Genomic DNA, 22,899 nt, shown 5'->3' with positions numbered 1-22,899 from the left:
ATTTTTTATTCTCGTTTATTCTCAAAAACGGGTTCCTGTGAGATCTATACCGGTTTAGAGAATTTCTTTGCTTTCCCGTTACGCATGAGGGGATCGAATACGGCAGCTACATTGCGCAGAAAGACATTCTTTCCTCGGTTCACCTTAATCTCGTCTGGTGAATAGAGAATGATTCCGTCCTCTGCCATTTCTTTCAGTTTGCTCTCATCGTATGCCAGGCGGCGCTTGATTTCCTCTGCAGGAATGCCGATATGTCCTGAGAGTTCTTTCCAGTTTAACCGTTCATTGCACATCAGGGTGGTGATGACTTCACGTACCAACTGTTCTTCCTTGTTCAGAGCATATCCCCTCATTACCGGCAGATGTCCCTCATTGACAAGTTTAATATATTCCGGGATGCTGCGTAAGTTCTGACAATATGCTGCTGTCAACTGGCTGATACCGGTCACCCCGAAGGCATATACCTGGCCTGTTGTCGCCCGTGTGCAATAGCCTTGGAAATTGCGGCTCAGCAGCCCGTTTTGCAGGGCCTTGTTCAGAGTATCCTCTGGCCGTACGAAGTGATCCAGGCCGATGGGCACATATCCGTTGGCGGTCATGATTTCTGCGGCCCGGCGGTACATCTGACTTTTTTCCTCTGTCGGTGGCAGTCCTGCCTTTTCAAGAATCAACTGGTTTTTGTTTACCCAGGGTACATGGGCGTAAGAGAAGGTAACGAGACGGTCCGGCTTGAGTTGCGCAGCCTTGTTGATGGCTCTTCCAAAACTTTTTGCCGTTTGTCCGGGAAGACCATAGATGAAATCCATGTTAACGGTAAGTCCATGCGAGTGCAGCAATTGTAAAATAGTCTCCATGGGCAGGAGAGACGGACGCCTGTTGCAGGTCTTCAGTACCTTGTCGTCAAAATCCTGGACTCCGATGCTGCAACGATTGAAGCCTGCCTCCAACAGCTCCAGCCAGTTGTTCTCTGTGAGATAGCCCGGATGACATTCTATGGCTATTTCCGGGTGTTCGATATGTGGAAAAGAGGAGAGAAGTAATTCGTTGATTTCTTTCAGGAAGTGTAAGGGGATGGCGGTTGGAGTGCCCCCTCCGTAATGAATCTGAGCGATTTTCCGATTTCTGTCTAATAGCGGTATGACCAGTTTGATTTCTTTCTTAATGGCTTCCATATAGGCTTCTACCGTGGCTTTCTTTTCCATAGGATAGGAATTGCATCCGCAATAATAACAGAGTTGGGGGCAAAAGGGGACATGGATGTAGAAAGATAAAGATTTAGGTGATAACTGATTAGAGTCAACGATAGCTTTTCTGTAATCGGTTTCCTTAAAAGCTTCATTAAAATAGTTGGCGGGGGGATAGCTGGTATAGCGGGGGGTGGGGACGTTATATTTCTTGATCAATTCTTCGGTTGTCATGCTGTTTATATTCTTTAAAAATTGAAATATCTTTTTCAGGTAGCTCTTTGGTGATGATGAGTAAGGAGAATTCCTTTTACATCGAGAAAGAAATGGTCGTCCCAAAGGTGAGTGGTTTTCCCTTTTCTGCGAAATAGTTAGGACCTAACGGGAACAGGTATGCCGTGTATTTCCTGGAGGTAGCATTCTTTATCCAGAGGTCGACGGTCATATTTTTCTTTACCGCAGATATTTTGCCGTTCAAGGTCCCGTAAAATCCCTGGCTTACGGCATTTGCCTCATTCCAGTATTGACGCCCGATAGCTGTATATTCGGCCGAAAAGAGCAGGCGGTCAATATAGCGGGAATACAGATCCAGAGTGTAATTACCTCCTAACATGACGGTTTGTCGCGGAATATAGGGGGTATAATTGCCCGAATAATCGGCAGTCCCATAGAGATATTTCCTGAATTTGGCCTGGGTGTAACCGTAGGCGAGTTGTAGACTGAGCCGGTCTGTGGGATGTGCCCTGAGAGAAAGTTCCACGCCTTTACTATAGGAGCGTCCCGCATTGGTCAGAATCTGTCCATTAGGAATCAGATGTGAGATCTGCTGGTGGCGCCAGTCGATATAGAACAGGGCTGCATCTGCCTGGAGTTTACCGTTGAAAGTGGATAGTTTACTGCCGATCTCATAATTCCAACTGTATTCCGGAGCGTAGGTTCGTTCTTCGGCTGAAGAGAAAGATACATTAAACCCTCCCGTTTTGTAGCCACGGGTAACCGTGGCGTACATCATGTCATCGGAATTAAACTGGTACTGTAAGGAAAATTTCGGGGTGAACTGTGTGAAGGTCTTGCCGTCATTCAAATGCTTGGAAAGTTCATTCTTGTCTTGTGTTTGGGTCCATACGGTATAGTCTTGCTTGTCCCTTTCCATATCCAGTCGCACACCTATTGTGGCTGAAAGTTTCCGGATAAACAGGTCTTTTAGTGTAGACTGGTGATAGATGGCTATTCCGTAAGAGGGTTCTTTATAGCCATATCGTGCATTGAATAGCACGGTCCTGTCAACCTTATTATAAAAACCGAACAAACCGTTCAGCCAATTCCATTTATGATTACCGGCAGAGCGCATTTCCAGTTCTTGTGAAAATTGGTTCTGGTGACTGGTCTGAATTACAAAAAGATTAGCCTTTGAGGTGAAGTCCTGGTCTATGGCCTGTCGGTCATTCAGATTCTGGTAGCCGGTTATGGAACTGAATATCATTCCTGAATATTCATATTTAAAGGTCAGCCCGGCTGTCAGAACTCCTTGCCGGTAGGAACTTCTATCATTATAGTTTACGCTGTCTGTCACTCCTGTAGTGGGATGGTAAAGTCCGTAGGGATAACCTCCCTGATCAGTATATTCATAGTTGACAGCGAACAGACCGTCCAGTCCGTTCTTGGATTTCCATTGTAGTTTTCCTCTGGTTGCGATATGATTGGAGCGATCCACTTTCTTCCCTGTAAATGCATTGGTAAAGAAACCATCACTATGCCTGTAGGCGGAGGAAAAGGAATAACCTGCCTGTTTTGACAGTTTTCCATAATAAGCTCCAGAAAAGTCGGTTTGTCCGTAGTTCCCTACAGTTTGCCGGTAATTGAACCCCTCGTAGTCCAGGGGATCCCTGGTATAGACATTGATGATGCCACCCATCGTGTTTCGCCCGTAAAGTGTACCTTGCGGACCTCTTAAAACTTCTATACGACTGACTTCATTCATGTCTATATCGAAAACTGATTTCTCAAAAAAAGGTATCCCGTCAACATAGAGTCCTACTGACGGGGTCAGTTTGGAACCTATTCCGCGAATATATAGTGGTGAGGTCAATTTAGAACCGTAGTCTGGAAAATAGAGGTTGGGAATGTACGAGCTGATCTCCTTGAAATCGGTGATATTGGCTTTGTCCAATTCGTCTGCTGACAGGATAGATACAGAAGCGGGGATTTCTTTAAAACTTTTCTTCTCTTTGTAAGAAGTCACAATTACTTCATCCAGTGCTATGGGCTTATGGAGGATAGAATCTGTGATTGACATTTTGGTAATACTTCCGGCATGGACTGTTGCGGAGTGCATCAACGCGGAAAACATAAGGGTGGAGAGTAATAAATACTTCATGATGGTTGTCTCTGTTTTTGCTTGCAAAAGTACTGCTTTTTAAGCTCTCCGGCAATCCTTATTTATGATGATATATTTGGTGGATAATTCTTCTTTATGATAGACAAAAATGGTGGATATATGAATCTTTTCGTTCCTGTCCGTAAAATGTCAGGAAGATGTCAGGTTCTTTTTTTGCCATTAAGCCTTACTCCTTTTATCTTTGCCTCAAAAAACAAGCAGAGATGAAAAGAATAGGTTTGATTTTATGGGTGGCTATCTTGGCATTACCTACTGTTGCCCAGAAAGAGATACATTTGAATGAGGTAAAGGTGGAAGCGGCAAAGGTGGTAAACAAGGCCGATGGTAAATTGCTCCTGCCTTCGGAGGCTCAAAAGCAGAGTTCTACTAATGGCTATAGTCTGCTTGGTAAATTGTCTCTTCCGGATATTCAGGTGGACGTGGCGATGCATACCATTAAAACTTTAAGTAACAAAGGGGAGGTTCAATTGCGTCTCAATGGTGCACTGGCTTCTAAGGAAGACTTGATGGCTTTTGATCCTAAGTGCATCAGAAATATTGATTTCATTGATAATCCGGGAGTAAGGTATGGAGAGGGGATCGCTTATGTCATCAATATCAGGACCAGTCGTAGTAATTCCGGGTATACGGTAGGAACAGAACTGACCAATTCAGTGACGACCTGGGATGGAGATCATTCTGTCTATGCCAGACTGAACCACAGAAATTCGGAGCTGGGCCTGGTCTATGATTTCTCTTATTGGGATTTTGATGGTGATAGGAATAAGGAAGATGCTGACTATCTGTTGAATGATGGTACACATTATAAGATCTCAAGGGAGGATCAGCAAACACGTGATCGTAAATTCTGTAACAACATCGAACTGAAATATAATCTGGCTGATTCTGCTTCTTATGTGTTCCAGGCAACACTCTCCGGTAATTTCAGCCATAATCCCGGCAGTTTCGATGATCGTCGGATCATTGATGGAACACAGGACCATGAGGCTACAATTCTAGACCGGGACAGGAGTTTCTCACCTGTCCTGGATCTTTATTTCTGTCATCAGTTGCCTAAGCATCAGTCTATGACAGCTAACGTTACAGGGACATCAATTTCAACTCGTCAGTACAATTTTAATAATGAAGGATCAGATTATGAATATCACGTCGGAGGACACACCTGGTCGTTGATGTCGGAAGCCATTTATGAGAATCGTCTGAAACCGTTCTCCCTATCTTTTGGCTTGCAACAGTCTGTCAAATATACTAGAAACATCTATAGCGGTGATGTGGAATCTGCGAATTATATGCACAATAGTAATCTCTACCTGTTTGGAGAGCTGAAGGGACACGTAAAGGGTCTCGGTTATGTTGCTGGTCTAGGAGCCAGTGATGCACATTATTCTCAGGGAACATACCATTATCATTTCTGGATGTTCCGGCCGAAAGCTACTTTGACTTATGCTATCTTAAAACCATTAAGTTTGAGATGTAGTTTTGAAATCTATCAGCATATCTCTCAGGTTGCCATGATTAGTGATACGAAGATTCGTCAGAACTCAATGGAGTGGACGGTTGGTAATCCGAATATTGAACCTAACCGTGTGATTAAACATCAGATTATGCTTGCCTGTACTCTCCCTCGTTTTACTTCACAAATGGATATGCAATATCGGGTAAATACAAATTGCAATATGGCCAGTTATACCCGTACTGCCGATGATCAGTTCTATTATACTCAGAAGAACCAGCATGGTGTTAATATACTCTTTCTTCGGAATAGTTCCACCTATGATATTCTGCCAGAGAAATTATCTGTTTCTGTCAATGGTGGTATTTTCCGTTTCTTCAATCGTGGTGACAACTATAGCCACTATCTTACAGCTTATAGCTATGGTGGGAGCCTTCAGGCCTATCTTGGGAAATGGACATTTACATTTAATGCTGATAACGGTTGGAAGTTTATGGAAGGTGAAACATGGGATCGTCAGGGATCTGCCACCTATCTTACGTGCAGTTATCATCTGGGTAATTGTGATATTTCTCTATATTGGCAGCATCCGTTTGAGAACAATCCGAAACTCAACTATGCCGAACTGGTAAATAAGAATATCCGGAAGAAGATGGTGATGTATGGTACAGATTATGGCAATGGACTGACTATCGGATTCTCATGGAGGTTGAATAGGGGACGTAAATACCGTGATATTCAGAAAAAACTCAAGAATTCCGATACACAGACTGGGATCTTATGATAAAAAGCCTGAAAGTTAGATTATTGTTGGAATTGTCAGAATGCCAGGCCAAAACTTACGTATGGATAAAACCATCCTCTGCTTACGCCATGAGAATCGTTGAAGTTGAACGAAGGGCAAATACCTGTTCGGAATTGAAAGCCCTTGGCGGATACGTGCCGATATCCAATATCTCCATAAAAAAAATATGCAAAGGTATTATGTGACAGATTATTTGCAATCATTTCATAGCCACCATTATCTGTCTTCCCTATGATTTTGTATCCAATATAATGCTCATTGTAGATGCCTAGGTTAACTCCAGCGCCTAATTCAAGGTGACTCTTGTGTTTGCCAAGCAGGTAATTGACTTCAATGGGTACAGTATAACCCTTTAGAGACTGACTGTCACCAAAGATGCTTGAATCTTTCGAATAGCACCAATTTAGTCCTGTACGATAACCCCATGGAGAATCTTTTTTGAATCTGGCATCGTAGTTGAGGCCAACAAAATTTGAGGCTCCTCCGATTTCCATGTAAATACTATGGTCTTTATTCTTTGTGTCTTGAGCTGCTGCAGTGGTTGCTAATCCAGCCATCAGGGTTATTATAAGGATAGCTTTTCTCATATAAAAAAGGTTGTTGATTAATCTATTCGTCTTTCAAATCAGACTCAAAATATTGATTCTGACAGCAAAGGTATGGAAACTTTTAAGAAAAAGTGATCCTTATATTCATAAAATTTAGTAATTATGTTAAAATATAATAATCGGGTTTGATAATCAAAAGGTTAAATTCCTTCTGTATAGTAAATCATACATTTTATTTGAAAGGTGGAACTGTTTTTTTAACCAGAATCATCCGTTGATAGTGTTGAGGATGTTTGGTTTTTCTCCTTCTTATCTTGAATTTATTATTGGTAATCTTCTAACTAAGGCTTTTAAATGCATAGATAAAAATGTTATTGATAATGGTTGTCATTATCTACGAATAGTTCGTAAAATGTTAAAATACAGTCTGATTTAAATCTTTTAACTCTTTGTCTGTCCTCTTTGTTACGAAAGTTTCGTAGATTTGCAATCATAAATGATTAGCGTATGAAAAAGTTAACGAAACAAGAGGAAGAGGTGATGAAAGTCATCTGGAGTTTAGGCTCCTGTGGAGTGAAGGATATTGTAGATCAATTACCGGAACCACGACCTCCTTATACGACAGTCGCATCAGTTGTCAGTAATCTGAAGGACAAAAACTTTGTTGTTCAGGGTAAACAAGGTAAAGCCTATATCTATCAGCCGGCTATTACGGAGAATGACTATAAGAAGAGATTTATGAAAGGTTTTGTACATGACTATTTTCGTAATTCCTTTAAGGATATGGTTAGTTTCTTTGCAAAAGATGAACAGTTGACGCAACAGGACTTGCAGGACATCATTCATGAGATAGAGGATGGTGGTGATAAAAAATAACTTTTTAAGGATAGGATGATGGCTATTTATATTCTGAAAACGAATTTAATCCTGATATTGCTTTATGGCTTTTATCGGCTGATGATGAAGCAGGATACTTTTTTCAATTATCGGCGCTTTATATTACTTGCCCTGATAGCAGTGAGTATTTTTGTTCCTTTTCTTAATCTGACCGGTTTGTTTCAGGAAAATACTACGGCTGAGAGCATGGCCGGTACCTATGCCAGTTTTATAACCCCTGTGGTTTCGGTGTACGCCTCTTCTGCTGCATTGACATGGAAGGATGTGGCTAGTGGCATCTATCTGTTAGGTGTAGCAATACTTGCCATTCGATTTCTCTGGCAACTTGTCAGCATATTCTCTTTGGTTCGCCATACTTCTTCGCAGGAAGTTGAAGGTGTTCCCGTACATATCCTGCCGGAAGAGCAGAGTCCTTTTTCTTTCATGCAATGGATATTTGTCAATCCTGAGGCCCAGTCAGTTGAACAACTCCATGAGATCATGGTTCATGAACAGACTCATGCACGTCAATGGCACTCTGTAGACATTCTCTTTTCCGAGATGTTCTGTATCTTCTGCTGGTTCAATCCTTTTAGTTGGCTGATGAAGAGGGAAATACGTCTTAATCTGGAGTATCTTGCCGATGAGTCTGTACTGGACAGGGGAACAACTCGCAAATCCTATCAGTACCATCTGCTCGGTCTGGCCTATCACCCGGCGAAAGATAATCTGACGAATCAATTTAATGTCTTACAACTTAAAAACCGTATTAAAATGATGAATAAGCATCGTACAAATGGAAGGGGGAAGGCAAAGTATTTGCTTTTTATCCCATTAGCAGTGGCACTGCTGGCTGTCAGTAATATTGAATCCATAGCCAGGACTGGTGAAGATTCTGAGTTGAACCTCAACTTTCAGGAAATACATCATCAGACAATGTCTGCGAAAGAGCCGGCTAAAATTTATGATTACTGTGATCGGATGCCGGTCTATCCGGGAGGCATCAATTCTTTGATAGCTTTTCTGTGCAAGAATGTGAGGTATCCGAAGGTCTGCCAGAAGGCCAAATTGCAAGGAAAGGTATTGGTGCAGTTCGTTGTTGAGAAGGATGGTTCTGTTTCTCATGTCGAGGTCGTTCATTCGGTTAACAAGGCCTTTGATGCAGAAGCTCTGCGTGTGGTCAATTTACTGCCACGCTGGCAGCCTGGTTATGAACATGGTGAGGCTGTAAGAGTGAAGTATAGCCTTCCTATCAGTTTCAGGTTGCATTGATTTTAAAAGGATTTGAATACCACAATACATTTGAAGATGAATATATGGCTATGAATAGAAAGAAAATGTTCTTATTGCTGGCTGGTATCCTGTTCAGTCATTTAGGAATCAGTGCAGGAAATCGGATGAACTTGATAGCATCCGGTGATAGTTGTGTCAGCCATTATGATTATTTTCATGCTTTGCAGTATTACCGGCAGGCACAGAAGCAGTCTGATGATTTTCAGATACAAATGAAAATAGCCGATTGCTATTATTGTCGCTCTGATTTTCAATCCTGTACGGATCTCTTGAAGAAGATAGATGAAGACAGTTTAAGCCATGATGCCTTTCGAGAGATCTTTTATTCCTATGGGGCAATGAAGCAATCTGGCTCACAAGTGTATTGGGGTAATCAACTCCTGTCTCGTTATCCGATGGACAGCAAAATTTTAGCGGATTTGATGCATGTCTATTCAACGGATGAAGTATTGCAGCCTCAGAATGCTATAGAAGTGGGACTGAAGTATTGTAAGACAGATTCTGAGAATATCGATGTCAATCGTGCTTTGGCTGAAGCTTATTTTGCCAACCGCAATTTTGATTCTTCTTTGAGCGAATACCAACGGCTTCTTCAGGAAAGGGATACTACTTATTCCGGGTTGTACCATCTTGGGTTATGCTGCCAGTATCTGAATCAGATGGATTCTGCGCGGGTATATCTTCAGACGGCAGTATCCCGATACCCGACTTATCCGGTAGCGTATTATCTGCTTGGAGTAGTGGAAAATCGTCTTGGAGATTTCCCGGAAAGTTGTATCAGTTTGGAGAAAGCGGCAAAATTATATATGCCTGATCCTACATTGATGCATATTATCTATAAGTGTCTCGGTCAGTCGTATGCCGGGCAGCAAAAGAATAGTTTAGCCATTGACAGTTGGACGACTGCTTTGAAATATCAGGATGATCCGGATCTGAGAAGTAAGATGGAGGAATTACAGCAATCAAACAAATGAGAATGTGATGAAAATAGAGAGAACTTCAGGCGAAAATAAAGTGCTGAAAAGACTGGTCTGGATTGCTGTTATGATTCTGGCTATGGATACTTCTCTGAAAGCCCAGAAAGCCGATTCCCTCCGAATGGATAGCATTATTCATTCTTTACCCGAAGTGATGGTTAAAGGTGAACGTCCTGTAGTGAAAGTGGAACAGGATAAACTTGTATATGATGTGCAGAAATTGGTGGAAAAGAAAGCGGTAGACAATATCTATGATGCGTTAAAGGAAATCCCTGGTGTTACTGCACAGGAAAAGGCTCTCACGCTGGGTGGGATGCCTGCAACGGTCGTTCTGGATGGCAAAGTGACGACCATGACGTCAGAACAACTCATGACGCTACTGAAAACGCTTCCGGCAAGTCGCATTGACAAGGTTGAAGTGATGTACAGTGCCCCTGCCAGAATGCAGGTGCATGGTGCACTCATCAATGTCCTTCTCAAGCACTCTGCCGGTGAAGATACTCCCTTTTCCGGAGAACTCAATGCGTCTTGGGATCAGGATCACGACGCAAGCTTTGGGGAACGTGCCACTTTGTTGTATAATGAGGATAAGTTTTCGATGGATATCATGTATAAGCACAGTCATGGCGATGATTACAGTACTAAAGATGAAAACTCTCTTCATACTCTGAATAATGGCACTATACATGATATTATGACTCATGAGGTTGATCGAGCTAATAGCTTTGAGCATGACTGCCGTATCGGAATGGATTATACTTTTTCCAAAGACCGTCAACTCAGTTTTATCTATACAGGTAACTATGAGAAAGATCATAGCCATCAGAATATTACTGAAAGTGTCAAGGGTACAACTCGGATCAATGAACATACCTGGCTTCATAATCTGAGGCTTGACTATCATACTCCTTTTGGATTGAGGGCAGGAGCAGAAATGACCTATTACCATAATCCGGAAATGCAATATCTGAATAGTACACTTCCTACTGGCTCTCTCAACTATACTGTCGACAATGAGCAGAAGATTAACCGTTGGAAATTTTTCCTCTCTCAGGATCAGAAACTGAAGGAGGGGTGGAGTATCAATTACGGGGCTGTCTACACTACCAGTGTTGACTATAGCCGACAATATTATATGGAGATAAAACAGTCTGCCGGTGATGATCCTGTGTCATCCTCTACCCGGCAGCGTGAGGATGATGCCAGCCTTTATTTCGGATTTAATAAGGACTTCTGTACTAAACTGATGCTTGAAACCTCATTGTCAGGAGAATATTACCATACTTCTGTGTGGCACCAGTGGCATGTCTATCCTGTATTCACCCTGACCTGGCTTCCAGCCATAGGTCACGTATTCCAACTGGGCATGAGTAGTGACCGGACTTATCCCGATTATTGGACGATGACCAACTTTATCACTTACAGTAATGGGGGATATAATGAGATAACCGGTAATCCTTATCTGAAACCATCCAGCAAATACCAGCTCCAACTTGTTTATGTGTTGAAAGATAAATATCAGTTTTTGGCATGGTTTGCTCATACTAAGGACAAGTTTACCCAGACACCTTACCAGCGTCATGACCGTCTCGCGATAAATTACCAGTATCTGAATCTCAATTTCCAGCAGCAGGCAGGCCTTCAGGCTACCGTTCCGTTCAAGGTAGGATCATGGCTTGACACGCATTTTACACTCTCCGGTGTGTGGATGCGGCAGAAAGATGATGATTTCTATGACATTCCTTACGACCGGAATATTGCATTCGTTATGGCTGAAACCAATAATACCATTACGCTCTCCAACAAACCTGACATCACTATATCCGTTGATGGAATGATTCGTTCAAAAGCTATCCAGGCTACTTACGATCTGCCAGCGTCTGGAAATCTTGACTTGAGTGCACGCTGGCAGTTCTGGAACAAACACGCTATTCTGAAGTTTTTCTGCAACGATCTTTTTGAAACTTCGTCCATTAACCCACGTATTAACTTCAAGGGGCAGAATCTTCGTATGGATTTTTCCTGTTATCGTGAATTTGGCATCTCCTTTACTTATAAGTTCAGAGGATATAAGGAGAAGAAGCGCGCAACTGTAGATACTTCAAGATTCAAAACACAATAGTGGGGATTCAAGATTATTAAGCCTTTCTCTTTGACTTAATTCTTGACCTGATGGTCCTGATTGTCCTGGGGCTGATAGCCATAATCAATCTCCTCTATTTCCTTGTCGCTTTTCTTCATATATCTCAAGATGATGCAGAACTGGTATCTGGGTGACAGATTATCGAAATCCCTTTCCAGATGATCAATTAGTGCCAGATATTAACCTCGATTGAGCTTTCGCATATACGCAAAATGATCTGATCCTATATTCTCCAGGAACGAGGGAGAAATAGTTATTCAGGATTGTTATTTAGTAACAGATTTTTATATTAGCTTGATTCTCTTATCTTATTTGAAATTAATTTCGTATCTTTGTGTAATCATTTATAAAAACGACTATACAATTTGCGAACAAATAAAGTCTTTTTCTTCCTGATAGTATCCATCACTTTTTATCTGTGCAGTTGTGGAAACAAGACACAACTGCAACTTGCTTATGTGGATTCATTGCTTAACAAGGAACTGCAGGACTCTGCTCAAAGAAAAATGAATATCATCCTCCCGTCAACCATTCATGATGATGAGACGAGAGCTTACTATAACCTGCTTGCCACCCGTCTTCTTTATCGGGAAAACAAACCAATACGAAACGACAGTCTGATAGATTTCAGTATCAGTTATTACCGGAAAGCCGGAAATTCCGCCAGACTTGCGGAATGTGACTATTATAAAGGTGGAATATGTGAGGACCGTGGCAACACAAAAGAGGCTATTGATTATCTGAAAAAGGGTGAATACCTGGCAAAGGGACTGAAAGACCTGAATATCATCCATAAGATAGATGAACTCTTAGCATCTGTTAATGAAAATCATAACGAATATGCGATTTCCTTGCATTATGCAAAGAAAGCCTTGGCCCTGTCCCGGAAAGCTCATAATGCCAATTGGACAGCCAATGCCCTTCAATACATAGCCGTCGATTACAACAATCTAGGCAAAAACGACAGTGCCCTGACTTATTTTGATCAGGCAAAGAATTTGATTAAATATACATCCCCTTCTTCACAGGCAGATTATTATTCTAATCTGGCTGCCGTCTTCTCTAATACAAACCCTGCTCTCGCAAAAGAATATATTCTCAAAGCAGAGAAAATCAGTCATAACAGTACGACTTACCTGGTTCTCTCTGACTTATATGAAAGGCACATGAAATATGGTCAGGCTATGGCCATGCTGGACAAGGCCTGGCCCATAGCCCCACTTGATCACCGGCCGTGGATACTTAAAAGGAAAGCAGAAATTTATAGCAAGGAAGGAAAGCATATAGAATCCGAGAAACTGTACCGGAAGGCCTATAACCTTCGGGACTCTGTAAACTCAATTACCAGGGAGAAGGACCTGAGCAAATTGCAATTGGATTACGCTTATCAGATACGTTCTCTCCATACGAAACAGATTCTCTACCATGCAATTACTACTATAATAGGTATAATACTGATGGTACTCCTGATCATCTTCTATCAGAAATACAGATTTCATAAAGGGAAGCAGATCGTAATGGAGAAACAGGCCCTAATCAACCTTTATCAAGGTCAGATTATCAAATTAACCCAAAATGGAGAAAATACCAAAAAGAAGATAGTAGAATTACATTTAAAGATCAATCAGTTAGCAAAAGATCAGACGGCTGTTTATCATCAGGGAAAACAACTCTATGATGATCTGAGAAATAGCGGAACAACAGTGTCTTGGGACAAAGATGATTTTGCCAGATTTATAGAATACTACAGGCTTGATCACCTGGAGTTAATCAATAGTATCGAAGCTCGTTATGATAATTTATCCTCTAAGAATATCTTTTTTCTGATCTTGCAGGAAGAAAATACAAGCAATGATCGAATCATGAAGATCATGGGCATTAGTGCAGGTGCTATAAGAATGATAAATCATAGAATAAAAATGAAAGAAAAAAGGATAAAATTGGAGTGATTTGATCCTAAAAGCGTCACATTTTCGAGTTAATTTTGTATAACAAAATAGACTAATCTATTATCTGTCAGACTTTTGCGCCATTTTAACAGTGTGACACCCCTAAGAAAAAAAGTGCGTAAATATTTGGAGTTCTCATTCTTTCAGAATAACTTTGATACAGCAAAATGGGATTTTTCTAAGCTCATAAATAGGATGTCTCTTAAATTATCCGAAAGATGCCTGGATTGTAATATGCTTCCGGTTTGTCCTAAACCATGTTCTCAGACACTATTGGAAAATCCGGGAACTATCTGTATTTTAAATAGTAATTTTACCAAAGAAGACTACATCATACAAATGCTAAATAACAAACTGATTCAGAAAAAATTGCGATATGAGAAATAGAATATTCTTATTTAGCATCTTCATCCTTTTTACCGTCAACTCATTTTCACAAATAAACATAGAAGGTATTATCGCTGACAAAATAAGTCATAAGGCCGTGAAAGATATGACCATCAAAGTTATGGATAAAGATTCCATATTTATAGTTGGTGCTATCTCACAAAAAAATGGTTGGTTTGAAGTCAATAACATAAAATTGTCTTCCGTCTATCTAATAGAATGCTCAGGAATTGGATATGAAAGAACTATTCAGAAAATAAAGGGAAGAAATACTGTAGATGTATCAACATTAAATGCTGATACGATATTTGTAGCCTCCTCTCCATATAATTTAAAAGAGGTCGTTGTCAAAGGAGAATCACGCAAAAGGCAGATAGACAGGATCGTTATATATCCTAATAAAATCATCAAGGAATCCACGAATTCTGCATGGGGTGTTTTGGAGAAATTACAGTTGCCTAAGATTGTTATCCATAAGGATGGGATGTCGATTACGACAGCAGATGGGAAAAACGTAGTTTTAAAAATAAATGGAGTACCTTCCAATACTGATGAATTTCTGTCTATCCTACCCAGTCAGATTAAAGAAGTGGATTATTATGATAATCCGGGCATTCGTTATGAAGGGCAAAATATAGGTGCTGTCATTGATATACATACAAAGAATTATATTGACGGTTATTCGGCAGGCATCCAATCTATGGATGCCTTGACAACGGTTTCTACCGAAAACAAACTTCATTTTAAGATCAGCCATGCAACAAGCCAGTTTTTATTTATGTATTCTAACAAATACAGAGACTATCATAAAAGTTGGACTGATACGAACTTATCTTTTGGCAGCCAGGCTGAAACTCTATCTCTAACAAAAAATGGTTTAAGAGAGCCTTACAGCTATCTGGAACATAATATTGAGGCAAATTACTATTATAACTTATCTGGCCTTCAACTGAATTTTAAGTTAAATGATGACATATACAATTGTAAAAAGGACAATGCCAAACAAGATATTTACGAGAACAACGTTTTTCAGTATCAATCTTATTCTTCTCCGAAAACAAGTTATAACTCTCCGTCTATTGATATGTACTCATCATTAAAATTGTCTGAGAAAGACAATATTTCCCTCGATATATTAACAACATACAGAAAAAGCAACTATGATTATTACTATCATGAAGCTGAGGAATCAGGACAGACCGTATTCCCATACGAATATAATGTTGATGGAAAGAGATTTTCAGTTATATCAGAAGCCTTGTATGAACGTTCTCTAAATGCGAACGCCAGATTCACTGGAGGATTGAGATATGATTATGCCAAAACTGATAATGATTATACAAAGGATCTGGCGTTACAAGATCATTCTACAAGTTCTTCTCTATTCGGATATACGCAGATTTTAGGTAAAGTATCCAGGTTCAGTTATCAAGTGGGATGCGGTATCAACTCGTTAAGATATCAAGAAGGTGACAATTCTTATCATAAGACAATATTTCGCCCCACTATTAGGGTCTCGTACAATCCTTTTGAACACTGGCTTCTTTCCTTCTCCTCAAAGGTTACTCCCTATATCCCAGAACTTTCAGACATGGCAGGCGCAACCAGAAAAATAAACCAGTTGGAATATGAAAAAGGTAATTCCAGTCTGAAACCTTACTCTGAATTTTCGAATAAGTTAGGCTTAACTTACAGCAATGACAGATTTTATGCCCAGTTGGATTACGAATTCGCTTATGGGCATCATCCTTTTGCACCTTACTGTTTTATCCAGAATAATTATGTTGTTTATTTGACAGATACCTATAACAAAAGCATTAATCAGACCTGTAGTTCCTATGTAAGCTATAATATTATAAAGGACATCATATCTGTTTCAGGGTTTTGCAACTACGATAGATACCTCTACTGCATTAACGGTGACAGATACAATAAAGCTTTTTGGAATTATCAGGGACAACTGATGATAAATCTGTCTAAATCTTTTTCTGTTGATATGGCAGTTATTGACAACCGAAAAGGGCTTAATGGAAATATCTGTTCTATGCAGGAGGCTGCTACATATATAGAAGCTTCTTATAAATGTGGATCATGGCTTTTTGATTTCGGAGTCTGGAATCCATGACGAAACAAAATCAAGTTGTATGAGGATAAATATTATGGTAATGATGTATCTAAGCATGTTATATCTTACAATTATGACAAAGGTAATATGTTCTATATTCAGGTCAGCTTCAATTTTGCTAAAGGAAAGAAAAGCAATACTGTTAATAACAAAATTACGAATTATGATTCTGAAGATGGTATCATCAGATAGTCTGGCATCAGAATCATTATAATGAGAATAAGATATACATTATTTATTACATCGATTTTATCGGTCGTAGAATTTCTGGATCAGAAAATATTTACGATTGAAATAAAGATGAAGATTCCAGTATGTTAATGAGCTACTTTCCTCTTTATCTCCAGCATGACAGTATGAAGTGCGGCATAGCCTGCCTTCAGATGGTCTGTGATTTCCATGGCAGGAAAATCTCTGAAGCCAGGCTGAGCCAACTCTGTTTTGCCACGGCAGAGGGAGTATCACTACTCGGTATCAGTGAGGCTGCCACGGAACTGGGATTCGAGACCATAGCTGGAAAAGTGCCCGTGGACAAGTTATCCCGGTCACCCCTGCCCTGTATCCTCCACTGGAACCAGAACCATTTCGTCGTCCTCTACAAGGTCAGGCATAACAGAAAGTTCTATGTCGCTGATCCGGGGAAGGGACTGATCAAGTACAGCCGGGAGGAGTTCTCGAAGCACTGGGTAAGCACGGTTTCCGGAGGTGAGGAGAAGGGCATTGCCCTGTTCCTCCAGCCCTCACCTAAGTTCTACCGGTTGAAGGAGGACCCCCAGAAGAAAATACATTCCTTCCGTTTCCTCTCGGGCTATGCCCGGCCTTACCGGAGGTATTTTGTCCAGATCATCCTCGGACTGGTTGCCGGCAGCCTGCTGCAACTCGTCCTGCCTTTCCTCACCCAGTCCATCGTCGATGTCGGTATTGCAAACAGGAATATCGGATTCATCTGGCTGATACTCATCGGGGAACTGATGCTCACTTTCAGCCGTACGGTCATCGACTTCATCCGCCGCTGGCTCCTGCTGCATATCAGCATGAGGGTGAACATCTCGCTCATCAGTGATTTCTTCATCAAACTCCTGAAACTTCCGATGTCCTTCTTCGATACGAAACTGCTCGGCGACCTCATGCAGCGTATCAATGACCATACCCGCGTGCAGGACTTCCTCACCTCGAAGACGCTCACCGTGGTGTTCTCGGCACTGACCTTTGTCGTCTTCGGCATCGTCCTGCTTCTCTACAGCCGTCTGATCTTTATCGTCTTTATCCTCGGCAGCCTCCTCTACGGCCTGTGGATAACGGTCTTCATGCGGAGGAGGAAAGTACTGGACTATGCCCTGTTCGAGAAGGAGGCAGAGAACAACAACCGGACGTACGAGTTTCTCACTTCCATGCAGGAGATCAAGCTACAGGACTGCGAGCAGCGCAGGCGCTGGGAATGGGAGGACGTACAGGCGGATGTCTTCGGCGTACAGATGAAAAGCCTGAAACTCCAGCAGTCGCAGGAGGCTGGGAGCATCTTCATCAATGAGGTGAAGAATATCCTGATCACCGTCCTTTCGGCCACGGCGGTCATCCACGGTCAGATGACGCTGGGTATGATGCTGGCCGTGCAGTACATCATCGGGCAGTTGAACTCACCCGTGGACCAGTTGATGTCGTTTATCTACTCCCTGCAGGACGTGAAGATCAGTCTGGAGCGGATCAACGAGATCCACTCCCAGGGCAATGAGGAGGACAGCCGCAGGACGGTTGCCTGCCTCCGGAATCAGAAAGACGGTATCCAGGTGGAGAAGGTCTGTTTCAAGTATGATCCCCATGCCCTGAAGGACACCCTTGAGGACATCAACTTTGATATTCCTGCGGGAAAGGTGACGGCTATCGTGGGAGCCTCGGGCAGCGGCAAGACGACCCTTGTCAAACTGATGCTCGGCTATTATCCCGTAAGCAGCGGGGATATCAGGGTATGCGGAACGGACATCGGCAGCCTCAACCTGAAATGGTGGCGCCGGCAGTGCGGCGTGGTCATGCAGGAAGGAGTTATCTTCTCGGAGTCGATCGCGCGGAACATAGCCGTGGGAGACGGGGAGATAGACGTGGAGAGACTGGACCGGGCGGCGGAGATGGCCTGTATCCGGGACTTCATCATGGGCCTTCCGCTGAAGTTCAATACGAAGATCGGACGGGACGGCATAGGACTGAGCCAGGGACAGAAACAGCGGATACTGATCGCACGGGCGGTCTACAAGGATCCGGACTTCATCTTTCTGGATGAGGCGACCAACTCCCTGGATGCCCGCAATGAACGGATGATCGTGGAGAACCTGGACAAGTTCTACAAGGGCAAGACCGTTGTCATCGTCGCCCACCGCCTGAGCACGGTCAGGGATGCCGACCAGATCATCGTGCTGGACAAGGGGCATATTGTCGAGAGGGGCAACCACCGGACGCTGACGGCAAAGAAGGGATATTACTATGAACTGGTGAAGAACCAACTGGAACTGGGAAACTGAAAGGAAGGCATTCGAATATGGAGAAGACAGAACAGAACAAGATAGAACTCCGCAGCGGAAAGGTAAGGAACATCATCGGGCAGATCCCTCCCTTCTGGGTCAGGACGGGCACCGTCGTGATCATACTGATCCTGATTGCCTTAGGCTATACAGCCTGGAAGGTTCCGTATCCGTTTACCGTGGAGGCCGGCGGAACCGTAGAGAAGTTTGTCCCTTCTGGATTCAGGGGGAATACAGGAAAATATGATATCCGGCTTCTGGTCCCATACCGCTACAATGATTATTTCCATGAGCCACGCAGGGTATCCCTCACCTTTGAAGGCAGGGATGACGTTTTCCTGTCCTTCAGAATTGATAGGGTAAGCGATTCGGTGATCACAAGGGACGGAGAGGATTATTTCTCTGCCTTCATACCCATAGAGGACCGGGACGCTGTACGATACCGGCTGGTTCCCGGCATGAAAGTACAGGCGGTCTGTACGGTCAGTGACAAGACGATCTGGCAGAGAATCTGGGCAAGATAATAGAGAAAATCCGAGTAATCCGATTATCAAAGCGTCACATTTTCGAGTTAATTTTGTATAATAAAATAGACTAATATCTTAATTGTCAGACATTTGCGTCATTTTAACAGTGTGACACCCCTAAGAAAAAAAGTGCGTAAATATTTGGAGTTCTCATTCTTTCAGAATAACTTTGATACAGCAAAATGATATCTAATAAGTTAAGTATGAAACAGAAAACCTTAATTTTAATTTTATGTTGTGGTCTGACTGTTTATTCTCAGACTCTTTTTGCCAACAAAGAGTTGACATCTCCTATGTATAATGAGAATGAAGATTACATTCCTACACATCAAGGACCAATAAAACGGTCCATACGTCCTACATCACCTATTTCTTTAACCTATGACGGATCAGAAGCAACTATTAACTTCCTTCAGACCTATATGAGCTGTAAGATTCTTGTATACAAAGATGGTATATTCTTTGATTCTTCCACTTATGCTACCATTCCAGCTGGGTATACGGAAACACTCACTTTTAATGGATCCGGCTCGTATGAAATAGATATTCAATCAGAAGAAAAAACGGTGTATAGTACCGAATTGGATATAGAATAATTTGACATATAATCTTGCTAGTACATTATATCCAGACCAGACTGGTATAAAGGAATGCAGATGCAGAAAAGCTATAAGTGAGTAAGCTTAAATCTATAATCATTTTTATAATGAAGGATTTAAAATATCAGATAGAACATTTTGAACCTCTTGATTTGAAGGAGCAAGGTGAATTATAGGGAGGATCTATCTCTATTAAATTAGGAAAAACATAGTGTTCTTAGTAAAGAATATAATAATCCCATCTGAAAAATCTTAAAGATACTAATAAATCACGCCGGGAAAAACGATTTCATTTTATGAATAATATATTTATATATTTGCAAATATAAGATAGTGTATAATTAGAACAATCTTAATACCTTAATAGGTATAATCTATATAGCATTATCTTCATACATGAGAACATATTACATTTACCATGCATCCACACTTTTTATAAGTTTTATGCTTACACATGTTCATGCTCCTTAATATTATGAAACTAAGAATTTAATAGTTGAAATGAAAATAATACAAAGTCTTTGGACTAACCCTTTAAAAATATCAACGCCATGGTGTGACGTTGACTATTTTTTTACAACTTGGATTCTAAGTTGCTTAAGGCTGCATTTGTATCATGCAAATTATGTAATAGAGTATCCTCTTATAGGGCCATATAGATTTCTACAAGCGTTAACTCATTTCTCAGGAAAGTTTAGATTGACAGACTTAATTCGAGGAAGAACAGAAAAAGAGAATAGAATGATACAACTACGAATAAAGAAAATGCTATTAAACCAAATGCTAATTATTAGTGGGTAAAAATATGATATGGGTAAATAAAATTCTGATTGTACTCTGCCTTTTCCTTATATCGGCAAGAAGTCAGGCACAAAATATTGTTGGACACGTGGAGGATGATACCAGGGCGCCGATAGAGTTTGCCAACATCGTGCTGCTTTCCCAGAAAGACTCTACTTACATTACGGGGACGGTTTCCGATTCAGCAGGCAAGTTCACACTTCCTTCCGGCAAGAATGGAGTCTTGCATATTACGTGCATGGGATATAGGCCTTTGTATGTGCAATCAAGAGAAGTATTGAAAGGAGCTATTGTTATGTACCCATCTGAGAATGCTCTGTCAGAAGTGGTGGTAAAAGGCTCACGTCCGCTGGTCAGGATGAAGGATGATGCGCTGGTAACTTCGGTTCAAGGAACCTATTTAGCTAAGGTTGGTACGGCGTATGACCTGCTCGACCAGATACCGGGTGTAGTTAAAAACACGGACGGGATAGAGGTGATAGGGAAGGGGACACCGCTCATTTATATTAACGGACGCTTGATGCGCAACCCTTCTGAGCTAGACCAGCTAGCCTCTTCACAGGTCCAGGACGTTGAAGTAATTAGAACTCCAGGGGCGAAATATGACGCTACTGCCAATGCCATTATACGTATTAAGACCGTGAAGCCAGCTGGTGAAGGTTTAGCTGTCGACAGCCGGACCATGGTTGGATTGAAACGTTACTTGTATGGTATAGAAGAGCTGAACCTGAATTATCGGAAGAACGGACTGGATGTCTTCGGAATGGTGGAATATGATAAGGATAAAGAATGGCAAACGATTACTACAACACAAGACGTATATACTTCCAATTATCTTTTCCACCAAAACAATATCGACCATAGGTCACAAAGAAATCAGGTATATACAACCAAGATCGGGGCAAATTTCACCTTTAACGAACACCATTCCCTGGGCGCGATATACGATTTTTCATACAAGCCCGTAAAGGTTAGCGACAAGGCTTTTACCGAAATGTTGAAGGACAATGTCTTGGCGGACAATGTAAATGACGAAAACCTGAGCAATAACCGCAGCAACAGACACCTATTGTCAGGCTATTATACAGGGCAGCTGAAGGACTGGTCGGTCAATCTGAATACGGATGCGTTGTGGACTAACGAGCATCGCACACAACGCATTAGCGAAACAGCATCGGCAGATACGGTCAGAGCATTCGCTACCGGAAACCGGGTTTGCAGTAAGCTGTATGCAGCTAAACTTGAGGTGGGGCACCCTTTGTGGAAAGGCGATATTTCCTTTGGCTCAGAGTGGAGCTTCATTCGCCGTTCAGATGTATATGATAGTGGTGCATCTTACATCGCTAATAGCGATACAAAACAGAAGGAAGATAACAAAGCTGGATTTGTCGAACTAACTCAACATTGGGGGAAGATAATGGCTTCCCTTGGATTGCGTTACGAACACACCTCTAGCAGATATTACAGCCAGGGCAAAAAGCAAAAAGAGCAGTGCCGTACCTACAATAACATCTTCCCTTCTGCAATGCTGCTAATGCCCATTGGCAACACGCGTATTCGCTTGTCGTACTCGAAAAAGGTTACACGTCCGGCATTCAGCCAGTTGAGCAGTAACGTGCAATATATCAATCGTTATACTTACCAGTCAGGGAACCCAAACCTTCAACCCTCATTCCGTGATTATGTAGAGTTTACCGCCTCTTATAAGTGGTTTACACTGATGTCAGACTATACCCACACATCAGGATATATAATGTCTGTGTATACCCAATATCTTAATAATCCGGAAATTTCGCTTCTGCAAAAGCAAAATGCTAAGTCTTTTAATGAATTAAGCACAATGGTTAATGTTGCTCCATCGTTTGGCATATATCATCCCTCTTTGATGGCAGCAATAAACAAGCAATTTTTTAACATTACATTTCTAGGCAAACCAACTAACATGGATAAACCAATAGGTGTATTCCGGTTTAATAATGCCATAAATACGCCATTTGATTCATGGCTTAATGTTGATATGTCATGGCGTACAAATGGGCATACTGAGAATATGTACTTACATGGTTCTTGGCAACTAAATTTAGGATTTTACAAATCATTTAATAAAGATCGATGGAGTATAAAAGTACAATGTAATGATATTTGCAAGACCGCAAAATCTCAAGTTACATTGACAAATGATATCAGACAAATTCATCTTACAAAGAATATTGACACAAGAAATTTTTCTGTTACAATTCGTTATAGATTTAATGCGACAGAAAGTAAATATAAAGGAACTGGTGCTGCTGAAGAGGATAAGAACAGATTATAAACGATCG

Annotated in this window: 15 protein-coding genes; 12 read left to right on the top strand and 3 right to left on the bottom strand. The window is 41.5% G+C overall.

Annotation, left to right across the window (positions count from 1 at the left end):
- Positions 1–44 precede the first annotated feature (44 nt).
- The gene (gene hemN, locus ACYRYG_RS06930) at positions 45–1,418 is read right to left on the bottom strand and encodes an oxygen-independent coproporphyrinogen III oxidase (protein ID WP_293419736.1); all 1,374 of its coding nucleotides are present in this window, start codon (positions 1,416–1,418) and stop codon (positions 45–47) included.
- A 76-nt stretch (positions 1,419–1,494) separates the two neighbouring features.
- A complete protein-coding gene (locus ACYRYG_RS06925; protein ID WP_460197884.1) occupies positions 1,495–3,561 on the bottom strand; it encodes a TonB-dependent receptor in 2,067 nt (688 codons plus the stop codon).
- 224 nt (positions 3,562–3,785) lie between these two features.
- Between ACYRYG_RS06925 and ACYRYG_RS06920 the strand changes: the two genes are divergently transcribed.
- Complete coding sequence (locus tag ACYRYG_RS06920; protein ID WP_460197883.1) at positions 3,786–5,819, top strand: TonB-dependent receptor; 2,034 nt, start codon at positions 3,786–3,788, stop codon at positions 5,817–5,819.
- 35 nt (positions 5,820–5,854) lie between these two features.
- Here ACYRYG_RS06920 and ACYRYG_RS06915 read toward each other — a convergent pair whose 3' ends face one another.
- A complete protein-coding gene (locus tag ACYRYG_RS06915) occupies positions 5,855–6,427 on the bottom strand; it encodes a hypothetical protein (RefSeq protein ID WP_293419745.1) in 573 nt (190 codons plus the stop codon).
- A gap of 468 nt (positions 6,428–6,895) precedes the next feature.
- Here ACYRYG_RS06915 and ACYRYG_RS06910 point away from each other — a divergent pair, with 468 nt between their 5' ends.
- From ACYRYG_RS06910 to ACYRYG_RS06860, 11 genes are all read left to right on the top strand, one after another.
- The gene (locus tag ACYRYG_RS06910; RefSeq protein WP_460197882.1) at positions 6,896–7,264 is read left to right on the top strand and encodes a BlaI/MecI/CopY family transcriptional regulator; all 369 of its coding nucleotides are present in this window, start codon (positions 6,896–6,898) and stop codon (positions 7,262–7,264) included.
- Positions 7,265–7,282: 18 nt separating this feature from the next.
- The gene (locus tag ACYRYG_RS06905; protein WP_460197881.1) at positions 7,283–8,536 is read left to right on the top strand and encodes a TonB family protein; all 1,254 of its coding nucleotides are present in this window, start codon (positions 7,283–7,285) and stop codon (positions 8,534–8,536) included.
- Positions 8,537–8,580: 44 nt separating this feature from the next.
- On the top strand, positions 8,581–9,531 hold the full coding sequence (locus ACYRYG_RS06900; RefSeq protein WP_293427829.1) for a tetratricopeptide repeat protein: 951 nt from the start codon (positions 8,581–8,583) through the stop codon (positions 9,529–9,531).
- A gap of 7 nt (positions 9,532–9,538) precedes the next feature.
- Positions 9,539–11,656 carry an outer membrane beta-barrel protein gene (locus tag ACYRYG_RS06895; protein WP_460197880.1) on the top strand — a complete coding sequence of 706 codons (2,118 nt, stop codon included), beginning with the start codon at positions 9,539–9,541 and terminating at the stop codon, positions 11,654–11,656.
- 386 nt (positions 11,657–12,042) lie between these two features.
- The gene (locus tag ACYRYG_RS06890) at positions 12,043–13,626 is read left to right on the top strand and encodes a tetratricopeptide repeat protein (RefSeq protein ID WP_460197879.1); all 1,584 of its coding nucleotides are present in this window, start codon (positions 12,043–12,045) and stop codon (positions 13,624–13,626) included.
- 376 nt (positions 13,627–14,002) lie between these two features.
- A complete protein-coding gene (locus ACYRYG_RS06885; protein WP_460197878.1) occupies positions 14,003–16,138 on the top strand; it encodes a TonB-dependent receptor in 2,136 nt (711 codons plus the stop codon).
- A gap of 320 nt (positions 16,139–16,458) precedes the next feature.
- Positions 16,459–18,651, top strand: coding sequence for a peptidase domain-containing ABC transporter (locus tag ACYRYG_RS06880; RefSeq protein WP_460197896.1), 2,193 nt, complete (start codon positions 16,459–16,461; stop codon positions 18,649–18,651).
- 17 nt (positions 18,652–18,668) lie between these two features.
- Positions 18,669–19,175, top strand: a complete 507-nt coding sequence (locus tag ACYRYG_RS06875) for a hypothetical protein (protein ID WP_460197877.1) — start codon at positions 18,669–18,671, stop codon at positions 19,173–19,175.
- Between the two features lie 206 nt (positions 19,176–19,381).
- Positions 19,382–19,774, top strand: coding sequence for a DUF3244 domain-containing protein (locus tag ACYRYG_RS06870; RefSeq protein WP_294730256.1), 393 nt, complete (start codon positions 19,382–19,384; stop codon positions 19,772–19,774).
- 504 nt (positions 19,775–20,278) lie between these two features.
- Complete coding sequence (locus tag ACYRYG_RS06865) at positions 20,279–20,578, top strand: DUF6734 family protein (protein WP_460197876.1); 300 nt, start codon at positions 20,279–20,281, stop codon at positions 20,576–20,578.
- 4 nt (positions 20,579–20,582) lie between these two features.
- Entirely contained in the window at positions 20,583–22,892 is a 2,310-nt protein-coding gene (locus ACYRYG_RS06860) for an outer membrane beta-barrel protein (RefSeq protein WP_460197875.1), read from the top strand.
- The last annotated feature ends 7 nt before the right edge of the window (positions 22,893–22,899 follow it).

The organism is Segatella asaccharophila, from assembly GCF_054687055.1.
The sequence above is the reverse complement of the archived record's forward strand: the minus strand, read 5'-3'. Positions and strand labels throughout refer to the sequence as shown.